The sequence below is a fragment of the Psychrobacter sp. DWR1-2-3 genome, assembly GCF_049896465.1.
GTDB lineage: Bacteria > Pseudomonadota > Gammaproteobacteria > Pseudomonadales > Moraxellaceae > Psychrobacter > Psychrobacter maritimus.
Genome location: NZ_JAFCUJ010000005.1, coordinates 21,599 through 38,383, shown reverse-complemented (window position 1 = coordinate 38,383; position 16,785 = coordinate 21,599). Strand labels below are relative to the sequence as shown.

Annotated in this window: 12 protein-coding genes; 9 read left to right on the top strand and 3 right to left on the bottom strand. The window is 45.9% G+C overall.

Annotation, left to right across the window (positions count from 1 at the left end; all coding sequences use genetic code 11):
- The first annotated feature begins 3 nt into the window (after nucleotides 1-3).
- Nucleotides 4-786, top strand: coding sequence for an SDR family NAD(P)-dependent oxidoreductase (locus ACP7AA_RS09715; RefSeq protein ID WP_426223436.1), 783 nt, complete (start codon nucleotides 4-6; stop codon nucleotides 784-786).
- A gap of 118 nt (nucleotides 787-904) precedes the next feature.
- Nucleotides 905-1,669 carry an SDR family oxidoreductase gene (locus tag ACP7AA_RS09710; RefSeq protein ID WP_426223435.1) on the top strand — a complete coding sequence of 255 codons (765 nt, stop codon included), beginning with the start codon at nucleotides 905-907 and terminating at the stop codon, nucleotides 1,667-1,669.
- A 119-nt stretch (nucleotides 1,670-1,788) separates the two neighbouring features.
- Here the strand turns inward: ACP7AA_RS09710 and uvrA are convergent, their stop codons facing one another.
- Nucleotides 1,789-4,401 carry an excinuclease ABC subunit UvrA gene (uvrA, locus tag ACP7AA_RS09705; RefSeq protein ID WP_426223434.1) on the bottom strand — a complete coding sequence of 871 codons (2,613 nt, stop codon included), beginning with the start codon at nucleotides 4,399-4,401 and terminating at the stop codon, nucleotides 1,789-1,791.
- Between the two features lie 330 nt (nucleotides 4,402-4,731).
- On the opposite strand from uvrA, the gene arfB reads away from it, so the two are divergent.
- On the top strand, nucleotides 4,732-5,145 hold the full coding sequence (arfB, locus tag ACP7AA_RS09700; RefSeq protein ID WP_426223433.1) for an alternative ribosome rescue aminoacyl-tRNA hydrolase ArfB: 414 nt from the start codon (nucleotides 4,732-4,734) through the stop codon (nucleotides 5,143-5,145).
- Nucleotides 5,146-5,250: 105 nt separating this feature from the next.
- On the opposite strand, the gene ACP7AA_RS09695 is transcribed toward arfB, so the two are convergent.
- Nucleotides 5,251-6,450: a sugar transporter gene (locus ACP7AA_RS09695; protein ID WP_201565330.1), complete on the bottom strand. Its 1,200-nt coding sequence runs from the start codon at nucleotides 6,448-6,450 to the stop codon at nucleotides 5,251-5,253.
- Nucleotides 6,451-6,866: 416 nt separating this feature from the next.
- Between ACP7AA_RS09695 and ACP7AA_RS09690 the strand changes: the two genes are divergently transcribed.
- The 6 genes from ACP7AA_RS09690 to ACP7AA_RS09665 all read left to right on the top strand — a co-directional run bounded on the left by ACP7AA_RS09690 (nucleotide 6,867) and on the right by ACP7AA_RS09665 (nucleotide 15,669).
- Nucleotides 6,867-7,832, top strand: a complete 966-nt coding sequence (locus ACP7AA_RS09690; protein ID WP_426223432.1) for a LysR substrate-binding domain-containing protein — start codon at nucleotides 6,867-6,869, stop codon at nucleotides 7,830-7,832.
- Nucleotides 7,833-8,101: 269 nt separating this feature from the next.
- Nucleotides 8,102-9,373, top strand: coding sequence for a 2-aminoadipate transaminase (locus ACP7AA_RS09685; protein ID WP_426223431.1), 1,272 nt, complete (start codon nucleotides 8,102-8,104; stop codon nucleotides 9,371-9,373).
- Nucleotides 9,374-9,552: 179 nt separating this feature from the next.
- Nucleotides 9,553-10,953, top strand: a complete 1,401-nt coding sequence (hglS, locus tag ACP7AA_RS09680) for a 2-oxoadipate dioxygenase/decarboxylase HglS (RefSeq protein WP_426223525.1) — start codon at nucleotides 9,553-9,555, stop codon at nucleotides 10,951-10,953.
- Between the two features lie 170 nt (nucleotides 10,954-11,123).
- Entirely contained in the window at nucleotides 11,124-12,614 is a 1,491-nt protein-coding gene (locus ACP7AA_RS09675) for an L-piperidine-6-carboxylate dehydrogenase (RefSeq protein ID WP_201565327.1), read from the top strand.
- A gap of 290 nt (nucleotides 12,615-12,904) precedes the next feature.
- The gene (gene nhaC / locus ACP7AA_RS09670; protein WP_426223430.1) at nucleotides 12,905-14,365 is read left to right on the top strand and encodes a Na+/H+ antiporter NhaC; all 1,461 of its coding nucleotides are present in this window, start codon (nucleotides 12,905-12,907) and stop codon (nucleotides 14,363-14,365) included.
- Nucleotides 14,366-14,382: 17 nt separating this feature from the next.
- The gene (locus ACP7AA_RS09665) at nucleotides 14,383-15,669 is read left to right on the top strand and encodes an L-pipecolate oxidase (protein WP_201543901.1); all 1,287 of its coding nucleotides are present in this window, start codon (nucleotides 14,383-14,385) and stop codon (nucleotides 15,667-15,669) included.
- Between the two features lie 137 nt (nucleotides 15,670-15,806).
- Here the strand turns inward: ACP7AA_RS09665 and ACP7AA_RS09660 are convergent, their stop codons facing one another.
- On the bottom strand, nucleotides 15,807-16,742 hold the full coding sequence (locus ACP7AA_RS09660) for a LysR substrate-binding domain-containing protein (RefSeq protein WP_426223429.1): 936 nt from the start codon (nucleotides 16,740-16,742) through the stop codon (nucleotides 15,807-15,809).
- Between the last annotated feature and the right edge of the window lie 43 nt (nucleotides 16,743-16,785).

The window sequence follows — 16,785 nt, the reverse complement described above, 5'->3', positions numbered from 1 at the left end:
ATCATGACACTGAATACAAATGGAATTGCATCAGACGTCACTGGTAAACGTATTTTAATCACCGGCGGTGCATCTGGTATCGGTGCGGCAAGTGCGTTATTGTTAGCCAGTCGCGGTGCGAAAGTTGTCATTGGCGATTTGGCGGAAGAGATGGGCGCTACTGTTGCTCAGCAAGGGCAAGATGCTGGTAATAGTATCGTCTTTAAAAAAGTCGATGTGACTAACGGCGATGAAGTGCGGGCGCTATTTGCTTTTGCTATGGAAACGCTTGGCGGTCTTGATGTGGTGATAAATAATGCCGGTATTGACCATAAACCGGCACCGATGCATGAGCTAAGCGACGATGATTTTGATCGTAATATCGCGGTTAATCTAAAAGGCGTCTGGCATTGTATGCGCGCTGCGGTTACTTGTATGGCGCCCAATGGCAGCGGTCATGTGATTAATGTCGCCTCCATTGCTGGTTTACGTTCAGCGCCACTGCTGACAGCTTATAGCGCGGCCAAGCATGGCGTGATGGGGCTGACCAAGTCTGCTGCTCATGAATATGCCCGTGTCAATATCCGCTTTAATGCGGTATGTCCAAGCTTTATCGATACGCCAATGGTGCGTAATACCATGGCAAAAATGGACGAGCGTGCCCAGCAAGCCACCATCAAAGCCAGCCCAATGCGCCGTTTGGGAGATGTCGATGAAGTATCTGGCGCGATTGCATGGCTAGCTAGCGATGAGAGCAGCTTTATGAATGGTCATGCGTTTACCCTTGATGGTGGGATGTTGGCTTAGTTAACTTAATATATTTTATTAAAACGATTGATATGAAGTTTCTAATTTAAATTTCTAAGCTAAGCTCTCTCAGAGCTGGTAAAAATGTATAAATAATATATGTAAAATATAAGGAATAATGATGAAAGACTTATTTGATTTAACGGGTAAGATTGCTTTAGTGACGGGTGCGAGCCGCGGTATTGGTGAGTCTATCGCTCGTCTATTGGCATCTAGAGGCGCGCATGTGATTGTCTCTAGCCGTAAGATTGATGCTTGCCAAGCGGTCGCGGATAGCATCATCGCTGATGGTCATAAAGCCAGCGCTTTTGCTTGTCATGTCGGAGATATGGATCAGATTGAGGCGATTTTTGAGCACATCAAAAGCGAATTTGGTCAAATCGATATTTTAGTCAATAACGCCGCTGCCAACCCTTATTATGGTCATATTTTAGATACGGATTTAGCGGCTTTTGATAAAACAGTCGAAGTTAACATTCGCGGTTATTTCTTTATGTCGACAGCTGCTGGTAAGATGATGCGTGAGCAGGGCGGCGGAGTGATTTTAAACACCGCATCGGTCAATGGCTTGGTCGCAGGTGATAAGCAAGGTATCTATTCAATTACTAAAGCGGCAGTGATTAGCATGACAAAATCTTTCGCCAAAGAATGTGGCCCACTAAATATTCGCGTTAATGCGTTATTACCGGGTCTGACCGATACCAAGTTTGCTTCGGCATTGACCACCAATGATAAAGTCTTAAAGATGGCATTACATGCGATACCGTTAGGGCGCGTGGCTAATCCTGACGAGATGGCAGGCACGGTATTGTACCTAGTCTCTGACGCCTCAAGTTATACCACGGGTGCAACCGTGGTCGTCGATGGCGGTATGCTTGCTTAGTTAGCAATGCATGTTTAAAAAACCGATGTTTAAAAATAGAAAACCGCATGACTTTAATAGTAATGCGGTTTTTTTATACTGATGTTTTTATTAAGTTATTTTTATATTCTATATCAATACTAAGTCAATAAAAAAGGCGCGGTACGACTCTCTTTGGATTTCGCCACCTCTTTAGGCGTGCCCGTGGCGACAATAAGACCCCCTTCATCGCCAGCACCCGGACCCATATCGATAATCCAATCGCTGTTGCTCGCGACTTGCATATCATGCTCAACCATAATCACTGTATTACCGGTTGCGACCAGCCCATTTAACTGTGCCATCAGCAGCGCGACATCAGAAGGATGTAAGCCAGTCGTTGGTTCATCGAGCACATACAGCGTATCGCCGCGCTGGGTACGCTGCAGTTCGGTAGCAAGTTTGATGCGCTGTGCTTCGCCACCAGACAACTCGGTCGCTGGTTGCCCAAGTCTTAGGTAGCCAAGCCCAACTTTTAGCAAGGCGTCTAAGGCGCGCATTATTGGGGCATCATCAATGAAAAATTCAGAAGCCGATTCGACCGTTAAATCAAGTACTTCAGCGATGTTTTTACCTTGATAAGTAATTTCTAAGGTTTCGTCATTGTAGCGCTGACCATGGCACACTTGGCAAGGCGAGTAAACACTTGGCAGAAATAGCAGCTCAACACTGACAAAACCGACGCCTTCACAATTTGGGCAACGGCCTTTTTTAACGTTAAATGAAAAACGTCCAGCATCATAGTGCCTTGCTTTTGCTTCTTTAGTGGCGGCAAATAACTTGCGCACATGGTCAAACAGTCCAGTATAAGTGGCCAGATTTGAGCGCGGTGTGCGCCCGATGGCTTTTTGGTCAACGGTGACTAAGCGCTTGATGTGCTCCATACCACTGACTATCTCTCCGCCTATTGGCGTTTCTTGTTCTTGCTCCAGTAAAGCCGCTTCATCGGTGGGTGCTTCAATCAAGGTTTTTTGCCCTAGCGCATTGTAGACCAGTTCAACCAACGCTTGACTGACCAAACTCGATTTTCCCGAACCTGAAACACCCGTCACTGTGGTTAATACCCCTAAAGGAAATGCCGCATCTAACCCTTGTAGATTATTACGCTCGATATTGGCAAGTTTTAGCCAATGATTAGGTTGTCTTGACTGCTGGCTTGTTAATTGCTGGCTTGTTAATTGCTGGGCTTTTGGTTGCTGGGTTTTTGATTTTTTATTTTTGGAATCCCCATTAAAAAGATATTGTCCAGTATAAGAATCAGAGATATCTTGCAAGCCTGCGACAGGGCCGCTATAGATGATTTCACCGCCGTGACTGCCCGCTTTTGGTCCGACATCGACTATCCAATCGGCGTGGCGAATGACGCTGACATCATGCTCGACAATGAATAATGAATTACCCGCGGCTACCAGTTCATCTAGAGCGCCTAATAGCGCCTGAGTATCGGCAGGATGCAGGCCAGCGGACGGTTCATCGAGTACATAAACCACGCCAAATAGTTTAGAGCGAATTTGAGTGCCAAGTCTTAGGCGCTGTAGCTCACCGGGCGATAAGGTAGGTGTGGTGCGTTCAAGTGATAAGTAACCTAGCCCAAGTCTGGTTAACGCTTCTACACGCGATAAAATATCGCTGGTAATACGCTTGGCAACAATGGCTTTTTCACGGTCGGGCATATCATCGCTGAGTTTTTTATTGGCAGCATCTTGAAGTTTTAGCGCCAGTTCAGTCAAGGTTAATTGTGACAACTCGCCAATATCAAGCCCTGCAAATTTAACCGACAGCGATTCTTGTTTTAACTTTTTGCCATGGCAGCTTGGGCATTCTGAAATTTGCATGAACTGCGCCACGCGTTTTTTGGTACGTGGACTTTGGGTCGTAGCAAAAGAATGTAAGACGAAATTTTTTGCACTGGTAAAAGTGCCTTTATAATTGGGTTTTTCACCTTTTTTAATCGCCTCGCGTACTTGCTCGAGATTGTATTCTGGGTAAACCGGCACTTCTGGGGTTTCATTGGTAAATAAAATCCAATCGCGGGTTTCCTTGGGTAAGGTGTTCCAAGGTTTGTCAATATCGTAGCCCAGTGTGGTCAATATCCGGCTCAGATTTTGCCCTTGCCATGCCGGTGGCCAAGCAGCAATGGCGCGTTCTCGAATGGTTTTCGTCTTGTCAGGCACGAGCAAATCTTCTGTGACCTCAAACACGCGACCAATACCTGAGCAAGTAGGGCAGGCACCTTCTGGCGTATTTGGCGAAAAGGCATCGGCATACAACATGTCTTGCCCAGCAGGATATTCGCCCGCTCGCGAGTACAGCATACGCAGACCATTTGAAATCGTCGTCACGCTACCAACCGATGAACGTACCGACGGCGTACCGCGCTGCTGTTGCAGGGCGACGGCGGGCGGTAAGCCTTCTATCGAATCGACATCAGGCTCGCCAACTTGGTCAATCAAGCGCCGTGCATAAGGCGATACCGAATCAAGGTAGCGGCGTTGCGACTCAGCAAACAAAGTACCAAATGCCAGTGACGATTTGCCTGAGCCTGATATACCGGTAAAAACGACCAACGTATTACGCGGTAAATCTACATCGACATTTTTGAGATTGTGCACCCGCGCGCCCCTGACCTGAATGCTTTGTGCAGCGGTAAGGTTGTGATTTTTGAGAGAAGTGTTAGATTTTTTATGATTAGATTTCTTATTATTGGTCGTCATACAACGCTTATTCCTTTGACTAAAATCGGCTTGTTAACGCTTTGATTCAACAATACCGTGTCTATTTGATACTGTGTTCTTTTAATATCGTAACTGCTTAATGTCATCCTACCACCTTAAAATCAAAACCCTGCGCAGGCTTACGCTTTATAGACAGAGGATAGACACAGCAACGTCAAACGATAACATTTATAAGGTTTACCCGATAAATTGCAGATTATAGAGGTTAAGAAATACGGCGTTTTGGCCGCCATTAAGCGGGCAAGTGGCGTGTCAACTGCGAATGCTTTATCATTAAGCTTATCTATTAATCATTTATAAAAGTATTTTATGATTTTTATCAGCAATAATATCAGTCTGAATGACAGCGAAGTAGACATTAGCGCTATACGTGCGCAAGGGGCAGGCGGGCAAAACGTCAATAAAGTCTCTTCTGCGATTCATCTGCGTTTTGATATTCCCGCTTCAAGCTTAAGCGATGTGATCAAGCAGCGCTTATTGGACAGTAAAGACAGCCGAATCACCAAAGAAGGCGTACTTATTATTAAAGCGCAGCAGTTTCGTACCCAAGAACGTAATCGAATTGATGCGCTTGAGCGGCTGCAAAGCTTTATTATTCAAGCCACTCATGTCAATAAAACCCGCAGGCCGACCAAACCGAGTAGAAATGCCAAACGTAAACGTGTTGATAAAAAAACCCAGCGCGGTAAGACCAAAGCGTTACGCGGTAAGGTGGATTTTTAAATAAGCGGCTTAATTTTTTAATAAAGCAAACAGCAAAATGCCAGCCCATTTAATTGGCTGGCATTTTTTTGTGCGTTGAATGAACTTTGGTTAATCTGCCCTTAGCTAACCAAGTCTTCTGCTTAATTCAGGAAAGCGCTTTATCATAAATAACATCAGTAGCAGTGACACACTGGCGATAGCGGCACCAACATAGCCGACGCTTGATATTGAAATATGCGTCACCGCATAACCACCAAACAGCGCACCGGCGCCAATTCCTAAATTAATAATCCCTGAGAACATCGACATCAGCATGTCTTGCGCCGTGACATCGACCATGATGACTTTGGCTTGCATAGAGATAATCAGCAGCATCAGCGCCGCGCCCCACAGTAACGCAATGAAACTCAGCGCCCAGATAGAGGTCACGGCAAACAATAGCACCAGCATAGATATCAGCATTAATATGATCGATATCAGCATCAATCTGGTATTAAAACGATCACCCCAGCGACTGAATATCACACTGCCTGCAATCCCTGCCACCCCAAATAATAGCAAGACAACCGTCGCGGCGTTTTCACTGATGGCGCCAACCTGTCGCATAAAGGGTTCGATATAAGAATAAGCGGTATAGTGAGCGGTAAAGACCAGTAAAATGAGTAGATACAAACAGACCAATAAGGGATTTTTAAGCAATTCTGGAATTTTTCTAAACGAACCTTCAAACATACTGGGCAGCGTTGGCAATAGCCTTGCTTGCAAGATAAAGACGATAAAAGCAATCACGCCAATACCGCCAAAGGTCGCCCGCCAGCCAAACCATTGACCAACTAAGCGCCCTAGTGGCACGCCAAGCACCATCGCCAATGAAGTACCGGTCGCAAGTACACTAAGTGCCAGTGCTTTTTTGCCTTCTGGTGCTACGCGTATCGCAATCGCTGCGGTGATTGACCAAAATATCGCGTGTGATAGCGCAATACCAACACGGCTAATCAGCAATACATCAAAGCTCCAAGCAAATACGGACAATACATGACTGGCAATAAATACCACAAACAAGCCCAAAAGTAAGCTTTTACGCTCAAAGCGGCTGGTAAGCAGCATCAATGGTAATGACATGGCCGCGACAATCCACGCATACAGCGTCAACATCCAGCCAGTCTCAGCCGTAGTGATGGAAAAATCTTGGGCGATGTCACTTAATAGGGCAACGGGGACAAATTCGGTAGTATTCATAATAAAGGCGCTGACGCCCATTAAGAATACTTGGAAATACTGAGTTCGGCGAGCATTTGCGCTCACCTCAAGGTTATGTTTCATATGATCCAATACAAATAAAGAAGGCGCTAATAGTGCAAATTAGCTGAAAAATAATTCATGAGTTTAAGCGTGATGTCGGAAATACATGGCGGCATAGGTCGTAATGATGAAAAAGAGGAGGGCAAGATAGCAAATCAGTTGCGGTATGTCAGAGCCTATCATCAGACCCTACTATTTTATCAGGAATCGACAGTGTTTTTGTAGGAGAGTCTTTAAAATTGGCGACCGAGTAACTGGTTGAATGGTTAAGTAAATCCGATGATGGCATCAGTGTCAGTTACATAGTGTTTATAGTGAGGTATCGCTATTTACGCTTGAATATAGGTATGATGACGCCATAGGCTAAGAATGCCTGATAACGTGATTTTAAATAATCATTGATATTTTACTAAGATGGGATAAAAGAAAAGCAATCTATGAAAACCGACACCAATAAACCATTAGCCTTTAGACGATATCCTTCAACGACGGCGCTGCAATGTTTTGAGACCGCTGCTCGTCATTTGAGTTTTACCAATGCCGCGCAAGAGATGCACATGACCCAAAGCGCCATCAGTAAGCAAGTGGCGCAGTTGGAGGAGATGCTAAACCTGTCTTTGTTTTATCGGACGCCGCACCGGATTTCATTGACCCCTGCTGGTAAGTCATATTATCTTGAAGTATTAGAGATTTTAAAACATATCGAGGTGGCGACCACCAATTTGATGTCGCATAGCAGTAATACCGAGCTGCTAAAAATCGTCTCGCATCCCACATTTTGCGCCCGTTGGTTGATTCCAGCACTCAGTGGCTTTAGTCAAGAATATCCCCTTATTAACTTGGATATTAAAGAGCTGGCGGGGCCATTTTTTTCTGAAGACCAAAATGTCGATATTGCTTTTTTGTATGGTGATGGCATGTGGAGCAATATGGAGTCTATAAAACTGTTCGATGAATACTGCGTTGCGGTCTGTCAGCCGCAGTATTTGCGAGATAAAACACTGAGTACTGAGTGTTTGACAAGTAGGGAGTGTTTGGATGACTATGTGTTATTGCAAATAAGCTCGCGCTTAAGTGCGTGGTATGAGTATTTTAAGCAACAAGATATCAGCGTCGATGGCACCTTTGTAGGTCCACGTTTTGAGACTTTTCATGCCTGCATTTCTGCCGCCTTACTGGGTTATGGTATAGCCTTAGTGCCGTTACGTTTGGTTGAGCCCGAGCTACAATCAGGCGCTTTAGTGATGGCGTGGGATTATGCGGCAAAGGGTCGCGGCAGCTACTATGTGACTTATCCTGTCTCTTCAGGGCAATCGCATAAGGTCAAAGCGGTTTTAGAATGGATTACGGCTTATTTAGCAATCTTAGATGAACGTGAAAAGGCGTTAGGGTTGGTTTTATAATGTCACTTACGTTTATTTATAACCTAAAGTATTTTTTATAGCACTGGTCTTGTGGTTTTTATCCTACAAAGTTGTTTGCTTTGAGAATTTAACAAGCTAAACAAAAAAACTGCCTTGATACGCAGTTTTTTTGTTTTTAAAAGATTCGTTTAGGAAGCTAATTTACTGGTAATGACAAAAAGGAATGCCACCACAACTATTATTCGTTTGCTGCCGGAATGATGTTTTGTTGAAATGAGTCTAACTCAAGGAAGAGATAGAGATTCATCATGGACAAGCTTTATAATGTGACCGATGCCTTTACGATGGTGCATCCGCTCACGCTCGTCAAAGGCAAAAATGCCAGAGTTTGGGACGACAATGACCGCAGCTATATCGATTTTGTCGGCGGTATCGGCGTTTTAAACTTTGGTCACTGCAATCCTCACATCGTTGACGCCATCATCCAGCAAGCCCAGTCGCTGATTCACTATGCCTACAATGCGGCAGCGCATCAGCCGTATCAAAGCTTTATGCCGCGATTATGTGAGCTTGTACCTATCAGCGGCGATCTGGCAGGAATGCTCACCAACTGCGGTGCAGAAGCAACTGAAAACGCTATAAAGATAGCACGCATGAAGACGGGTCGCACAGGCGTCATTGCATTTGATGGTGGCTTTCATGGGCGCACACTGGCTGCGGTCAATCTCAATGGTAAGGTCGCCCCGTATAAGCGCGGGCTTGGTGCCTTGGCCAGCGGCGTTTATCACATTCCTTTCCCCAGTCCTGATAACAATATCGGAGACGAGCAAGCGATTGACGCGCTCCAGCGTTTATTTATGGTAGAAACCGATATCGATAATATCGGTGCCATTATCGTCGAACCCGTACAAGGGGAAGGCGGCTTTCAGTTGTTGTCGCCCACCTTTGCGCAATATCTACGTAAGTTTTGTGATGAGCACGGCATGTTACTTATCATGGACGAAATTCAATCTGGTTATGGTCGTACGGGTACGCCGTTTGCTTTTACTCATTTAGGGATTGAGCCTGACCTTATTTTACTTGGCAAAAGTATTGCAGGTGGCTTGCCTTTAGGCGCAGTCATCGGCAAGGCTAATGTGGTCAATGGTTTGCCTAAAGGCAGTTTGGGCGGTACTTATTCTGGCAATCCAGTTGCTTGCGCCGCTGCCAATGCCACGCTCGATATCATGCAAGCCGATGACGTTTGGCAGTCAGCCAAGCATTATGCCCAGACGATTGAGACGACCATCAGCCAATGGCAGCAAGAAGGTATCTCGCCTTGGTTATTTGGACTTACTGGTATCGGTGCGATGCGTGGTATCGAGCTGCGCCATCCTGAGCATGATGTGCATCCAAGTGTGATGGCGCAAGTATTAACCAAAGCCCGCGAGCGTGGTCTATTGCTCATGCCAAGTGGGCAACATCGCCATATCATTCGCTTATTGCCACCACTTACCATAGAGCCTGACACCCTAAAAGAAGGGTTGGATATTCTAAAAGAGGTGCTTATCGCGCTTCCTGATGGATTGCCTGCCGCTTAATGTTTAGGAGTGCTTAGGATTGATAGTGCATCGTCATAAGCAAATGCTCGAAATCAAATACTTATTATTAAGCTAAAGATTTATTAACTCTATTACAAGGATGTTTATTTGTGAAAAATAGTAGCGTCAGTCCAGATAAGGATTTTATCTGCAGCGATGATATCCGCCATCATTTCTCTATGGCCATGTCAGCGATGTACCAAGATGAGGTGCCGCTATACGGCGACTTGGTTGATTTGGTCAGTGATGTCAATGCCGAAGTATTAACCTCACATCCCGATATTAAATCACAACTGCTGCATACGGGCGAGATTGAACGTCTAAGCATGGAGCGCCATGGGGCAATTAGGCTAGGTACCGCAGCAGAGCTGAGCATGATGCGCCGTCTTTTTGCCGTGATGGGTATGCACCCTGTCGGCTACTACGATTTAGCGCCTGCTGGCGTGCCGGTACATTCAACAGCTTTTCGCGCACTTGACTCGCATTCATTGCATAAAAGCCCCTTTCGCGTCTTTACCTCGTTATTGCGTTTAGATTTGATTGCCGATGAAAATTTACAACAAGAAGCCACGGCCACACTGGCGCAGCGTCAGATATTCACTGCTGGCGTTATTGAGCTCATTGAGATTTTTGAGGCGCAAGGTGGCTTGACTACTGAGCAAGCAGAGCAATTTGTCCAAGAAGCGCTAGAGACATTTCGTTGGCATGATAAAACGCCGGTGGCAAAAGCGCTCTATCAGCGTCTATTAAATCAGCATCCGCTGGTCGCTGATGTGGTTGGCTTTAAGGGTCCGCATATCAATCATTTAACGCCTAGAACCTTGGATATTGATGCCGTACAACAAGGCATGCAAGCCCGCGGCATACCCTCAAAAGCCATCATCGAAGGGCCACCGCGTAGAGCGTGTCCTATCTTATTAAGGCAAACCAGTTTTAAGGCGCTACAAGAAGCGGTTGGCTTTAAAGTTGCTAATAATTCAGACGCTAGCCATGAAGAGTACGAGCAAGGGCATCATACCGCGCGCTTTGGAGAGATTGAGCAACGCGGTGTGGCGTTAACGCAAAAGGGCCGCGTGCTTTATGATGAATTATTGGCCGCAGCTCGCCGCCAGCTTGGTGCTACCCCAAATGAGGACAATGCGGCTCAATACAATCAAATTTTGACTGAGATATTTACCGCTTTCCCTGATGATTATCAAACTCTACACGATGAGGGGCTGGCGTATTTTTATTACCAGTTGACGGATAGCACCCTTGATTCTGAAGACGGTCAAGCGTTGTTGGCCGCGACCTTAAGCACTGATGATTTGAATAAACTGCCTAATGCTAAGCTGACTGCTCTGATTAATGATGAAGTGCTTCGCATTGAACCCATCGTTTATGAGGACTTTTTGCCTGTCAGTGCCGCTGGTATCTTTCAATCGAATCTGCAACAGGCGCAGCCAAGCCAATATGACGGTTACTCAAGCCAACAAGAGTTTGAACGTGATTTGGGGGCAGTCATTTACGATGAGATGGCATTGTATGAAGCGATGCAGGCGCAAAGCCTTGAGCAGTGCCTGTCCAGCGTCAGTATTTAGTAAAATTTAGGCTAAAAATAGCCAGCTTATAGCCGACTTATTAGCACATCATTCCAAAAAGGAATGACTGCAAGAAATTTATTATTTTGCAACTTAGTAGGTAGCAGGGTAATTTTATAAGTCAGTCAAGGACGTAGTAAACCATTATACCAATATGCAAGGGATTGATTATGATTAAGCAATATATGTCTGCAATGGGCGTAGAAGAAGCACACTATCAAAATGGCGACTTTGAAGTCACCACCCCAATTGATGGCTCAGTCATCGGTAAAGTTACGTTAGATACAGTGGCCGACGTCGATACTAAAATCCAAAATGCCAAACAAGCCTTTCAAGAATGGCGTGTCGTTCCTGCCCCTAAACGTGGTGAGTTGATTCGTCTGTTGGGTGAAGTCCTGCGTGAGCACAAAGAAGATTTAGGTATCTTAGTATCGCTAGAAGCCGGAAAAATTAAAGAAGAAGGTCTTGGCGAAGTCCAAGAAATGATTGATATTTGTGACTTTGCCGTGGGCGTATCGCGTCAGCTTTATGGTCTAACTATCGCCTCAGAACGCCCAGGTCACCACATGCGTGAGACATGGCATCCACTTGGCGTCATCGGCGTCATCTCGGCCTTTAACTTCCCCGTTGCCGTTTGGTCTTGGAATACGGCACTGGCCATCGTTTGTGGCAACCCTGTCATCTGGAAACCTTCAGAAAAAACCCCACTTGTCGCCTTAGCATGCCAAGCGTTATTTGAAAAAGCCTTGGCAAAATTTGGTGAAGCACCAGCACATTTATCGCAAATTATATTGGGCAAAACCGATATCGGTAATGCGTTGGTTGAAAACAAAGACATCGCTTTAGTCAGTGCCACCGGCAGTACGCGCATGGGCCGAGAAGTCGGGCCAAAAGTCGCTGAGCGTTTTGGTAAATGCTTGCTTGAGCTCGGTGGTAATAACGCCATGATTTTGGCACCCACTGCCGATTTGGATTTGGCGCTACGAGGTATTCTATTCTCAGCAGTAGGAACGGCAGGTCAGCGCTGCACCACCTTACGCCGTCTGTTCGTTCATGAGTCGGTCAAAGACGATATCTTACCGCGCGTTAAGTCTGCATACGAGACGGTGAGCATCGGCCATCCGCTTGAAGGCAATTTGGTCGGACCACTGATTGATGAAGACAGCTTTAATAATATGCAAGCGGCGTTAGAAAAAGCCCGCAATACTGGCGGTAAAGTCACAGGCGGCGAACGTGTACTAATGGATAAATTCCCCGATGCTTATTATGTGACCCCTGCGATTGTTGAGCTTGATGAGCAAAATGACGTGGCACGTAGTGAGACGTTTGCACCGATTTTATATGTCATGCCTTATAAAGAATTTGACGATGCGCTAGCGATGCAAAACGATGTGCCACAAGGGCTGTCATCTTGTATCTTTACCAATGACTTACGTGAAGCTGAAACTTTCCTCAGCGACCGCGGTAGTGATTGCGGTATCGCTAACGTCAATATCGGCACCAGCGGTGCTGAGATTGGTGGTGCATTCGGCGGCGAAAAAGAAACCGGCGGTGGTCGTGAATCAGGTTCAGACGCATGGAAAGCTTATATGCGTCGTCAGACCAATACGGTCAACTACTCAACCGAGCTGCCACTGGCGCAAGGCATCAACTTTGGCTAATAACAATGTGATGTGATGTGACGTGATGCTTGTTAAGTAGGCTCAGCGCCTATTTAGCAAGCCAGTTATTAGCTATTTTGGTCGCCAATTATTAAGTATTTATTGTTTTAGTATGAAAGCCTGCGGAAGTGATGAATAACCATTCATGATTTCAAAAACAGGCTTTTTACTCCCTTTGCCGTAACCTTTTTCGCACTTTTTTCAGCATTATCAGCAGCCATGGATTGGTTGTTTCCACTACTGTTATATCCATGACAGCAGTATCCACTACTAAGGAAGGTAGGTATCTTATGATGGATGATAAACCTTATGACGAAGCTAAAGATGGCTATGGCCCGTCTTCTAGTTTTTTATTAGATATTGCACCTCTGGTGTTGACTGCCATTATTCTGATGGTTCAGTTTTTTGTATTCAAAGATTTTACCCCTCACATTCCCTTGGCTTGCGGTATTTTAATCACCGGCTTGTTTATGAAGCTGCGTGGCCGTGACTGGGATGGCATGGAACAACGCTTTTTAAAGGTTGTCAAAATTGGTCTGCCGGCCATGATTATCTTGATGGGCGTTGGTATGCTCATCGGTGCTTGGATTATCGCTGGTACGGTTCCCACGATTTTATACTACGGTTTTAGCGTTTTTTCTCCTTCATCATTCCTAGTCTCTGTCTGTCTAATTTGCGCCATTATTTCTGTTGCAACCGGTACCTCTTGGGGCACGGTTGGTACGGTCGGTCTTGCCATGATGGGTATTGGGCTAGGCTTGGGCATTCCGCCGTCACTAACAGGCGGCGCCATTGTTTCCGGTGCTTTTTTCGGCGACAAAATGTCCCCTTTATCTGACACCACCAACTTAACCCCAGCCGCTGCCGGTATTGACCTTTGGGAGCACATCCGCGGTATGTTGCCAACCACCGTACCTGCCATGGTGACTGCATTGATTATCTATGCTTGGATTGGGATGGGTTACGGCGCAGAAAATGTCGATTTATCTTCAATCAGAGACATTCAAGCCTCACTAGCCGCCAACTATAACTTGAGCATCATTACTTTATTACCGGCTGTGGTCGTTGTCATTGCGGCAGTAATGAAAATGCCTGCCATTCCAACGGTATTATCAGGTGTGGTGGTTGCAGGCTTAGTCGCGTTCTTTATGCAAGGCGTGGGTGTGCACGACATTTTTACTGTCTTACAAAATGGCTTTGTCAGTGAAACAGGCTTTGCTGTCGTCGACCAACTGCTGTCTAAAGGCGGCATCATGTCGATGACATGGGTTGTGACCTTGACCATATTTGCTTTAGCTTTCGTCGGCTCAATTGAGCATTACGGTACGCTCAAAGCCATCATGGCAAAAATCAATAAGATGGTGAAATCAAGATTTGGTTTGGTAATTACCACGTATGCCAGCACACTTGGTGTCGGTACGCTCATCGGTGACGTCTATACCACACTGGTATTGCCAGGTCGTCTACTCAAAGACAAATATCAAGAAATGGGTTACAAGCGCACAACGCTTACCCGCTCTATTGAAGATACCGGCACCCTGTTATCTCCCCTGATTCCTTGGAACATGGGTGGTAGTTTCGTCGCGGCAACCTTAGGTATTGCAACGCTTACTTATGCGCCATTTGCTTTTGCCTGCTGGTTATCGCCGCTATTTGGCTTGCTATGGGTATTCTTAGATAAATTCATTCCCCGTGAAGAACCTACTGTAAATAACGACATAAGCACGCTCTCCACTGTAGACAACGTGTAATTTAGAAGGAATATAAGATGTTGCAAGAGCAATGTTTGTGGAATATGACCGCACCTATTATTGATACCTACAGCCAGATGAATAGCGATACTGAAGCGACTATCTGCATCATAGGTGGCGGTTATACAGGGTTATCGGCGGCGATTCATTTGGCAGAAAAAGGCGTCAAAGTTATCTTACTTGAGAGCCATACGATAGGCAGTGGTGGCTCCGGTAAAAGCGTAGGGCTCGTCAATGCAGGTACTTGGGCGCGCCCTGATGATTTGAATATTGCGCTAGGCGAAGCGGCAGGTGAGCGTTTAACTGAGGCCCTCGGACAAGCGCCAAGCTTAGTATTTGACTTAATCAAACGTTATAATATCGACGCCCAAGCCACTCAAGCCGGTAATATCCACATGGCACATAACGCTAAAGGTGAAGTCGATGTCGATATTAGGTACGAGCAGCTTAGCCGCCGCGGTGCGAATGTTGAAGTGTTAACCGGCAGTAAATGCCATGAGTATTGTGGTACTAAAAATATCAATAAGGCACTACTCGATCACCGTGCTGGTACCATCAATCCCTTGGCTTATGTCAGAGGGCTGGCCAAAGTGGCAAAAGATCTTGGCGTTACCATCTATGAGCATTCCGCTGTTGAAGCCTTAGAAAAGGTGGATGGCTATTGGTATGCAAGGACTTCTAAAGCGCGCGTGAAATCTGAGCGCGTCATTATTGCGACCAACGCTTATACCGAAGGCGAGTGGACAGAAATTAAAAAGACCTTTTATCTGGTTTATTATTATCAGATTGCATCTGAGCCGCTCAGCGGAGAGGCGGCAGATCGTATTTTGCCATACAAAACAGGGGCATGGGATACACGCTTGGCCTTGTCTAGCTTTCGCCGTGATGACGATGATCGCCTATTATTGGGAACGGTGGGTGGTACACAGCTTAAACCAAAATCCTTTTATCAATCATGGGCCAATGCGGTGCAAAAAAGCTATTATCCAGATTTGCCAGCATTTAAATGGCAGTATGAATGGACGGGTAGCTTTGGCTTTACGCAAGATCATATTTTTCGAGTCATGGAGCCCGCTGAGGGTTTGCTGACCGCAACGGCTTATAACGGTCGCGGCATTACCACAGGCACACTAATGGGTAAGTGCTTTGCCGATTATATAATGACCGGTAATAGAGACAGTATTCCCTTACCATTTAAAACTTTAGAAGAGGCAAAAGTTTCTTTTGGAAGCATTAAGTCTGGCTTTACTGAGCTGGGACTGACTTTGTATCACGCTGGTCAATGCCTAAGAATCATTGGGTAGGGAATTTGGGCAGGGAATAAGGACAAGCCTTAGTCTGATAGAAATGTTGAACTTTGCCTAAACCGCTGAGTCAGTTTAGGCAGTATTTTCCTTTAAATTGAATCGGCTATTCATTTTTTATGTTGAGCCGACTATACCTAAATAAAGTTGCTCTCATGAGTGGACGACACTTCTGCAAACAGCCAATCACGAAAGGCTTTAAGCGTTGCCATATGGGCAGATTCTGCTTGATAAACGACGTAATAAGCCAGTGGCGAGCTAAAGGTAATTTCAGGAAATAATCGTACCAAGCGTCCGGCAGCCACGTCATCACGTGCCATCACACTACGCGCCAACGCAACCCCATGACCATTGATGACCGCTTGGAGCACCGCTGCTGAGTTATTGATTTGCATCCCTCGCGAGGTATCTACTTTGCTGAGCGCAGCATTGGTTAAACGTGCTTGTACAAGCCAATCATCCCACGAAGGAAAACCGATAAAACCATCCATGGAGCGGTCATGGATAAGCATTTCTTGGGTCAAATCAAGCGCGTTTTTTCCTTGTAACAATTGCGGCGAGCAAACCGGATAAATCTCTTCTTCCATCAGCTTTTCGCTAACTAATCCTGCCCAAACTCCAGCACCATAGCGCACGCCGATATCGACGTCTTGGACGGCAAAGTCGATTGATTTAGCGCTAGTGTCAAGCCTTACATCGATATCTGGTTGCAGGCTTTGGAATCGATCAATGCGCGGTAACAGCCATTTAGCGGCAAAGGCAGGGCTGACCGTCACCGTGAGTACGCCGCTATTTGAGCCTGCTTGTAACTGCGCCAATCCTTGTGCCAAGCTGTCTAAGCCTGCTCGAATATGAGGCAATGCCAACTCGACTGCTTTTGTGGGGATTAAGCGCGATTTACCGCTAGGTTTGCGATAAAACAGCGGCAATCCCACTGCATCCTCCAAACTACGTACCAGTTGACCGACGGCAGCAGGAGTCACGTTTAGCTCGTCTGCCGCCGCAGAAAAACTTTGATGACGGGCGCTTGCTTCCAAGGCACGTAGGGCGTTTAAATGCACGGCTTTCTTCATAGTGGCAAACATTTTCTTTTAGAGAGATGAATATTATCTCGTT

Bases quoted from the DNA above. Each gene is read 5' to 3' on its own strand.
- ACP7AA_RS09715 (WP_426223436.1), top strand. From the start codon at position 4: ATGACACTGAATACAAATGGAATTGCATCAGACGTCACTGGTAAACGT.
- ACP7AA_RS09710 (WP_426223435.1), top strand. From the start codon at position 905: ATGATGAAAGACTTATTTGATTTAACGGGTAAGATTGCTTTAGTGACG.
- uvrA (WP_426223434.1), bottom strand. From the start codon at position 4,401: ATGACGACCAATAATAAGAAATCTAATCATAAAAAATCTAACACTTCT.
- arfB (WP_426223433.1), top strand. From the start codon at position 4,732: ATGATTTTTATCAGCAATAATATCAGTCTGAATGACAGCGAAGTAGAC.
- ACP7AA_RS09695 (WP_201565330.1), bottom strand. From the start codon at position 6,450: ATGAAACATAACCTTGAGGTGAGCGCAAATGCTCGCCGAACTCAGTAT.
- ACP7AA_RS09690 (WP_426223432.1), top strand. From the start codon at position 6,867: ATGAAAACCGACACCAATAAACCATTAGCCTTTAGACGATATCCTTCA.
- ACP7AA_RS09685 (WP_426223431.1), top strand. From the start codon at position 8,102: ATGGACAAGCTTTATAATGTGACCGATGCCTTTACGATGGTGCATCCG.
- hglS (WP_426223525.1), top strand. From the start codon at position 9,553: ATGGCCATGTCAGCGATGTACCAAGATGAGGTGCCGCTATACGGCGAC.
- ACP7AA_RS09675 (WP_201565327.1), top strand. From the start codon at position 11,124: ATGATTAAGCAATATATGTCTGCAATGGGCGTAGAAGAAGCACACTAT.
- nhaC (WP_426223430.1), top strand. From the start codon at position 12,905: ATGATGGATGATAAACCTTATGACGAAGCTAAAGATGGCTATGGCCCG.
- ACP7AA_RS09665 (WP_201543901.1), top strand. From the start codon at position 14,383: ATGTTGCAAGAGCAATGTTTGTGGAATATGACCGCACCTATTATTGAT.
- ACP7AA_RS09660 (WP_426223429.1), bottom strand. From the start codon at position 16,742: ATGAAGAAAGCCGTGCATTTAAACGCCCTACGTGCCTTGGAAGCAAGC.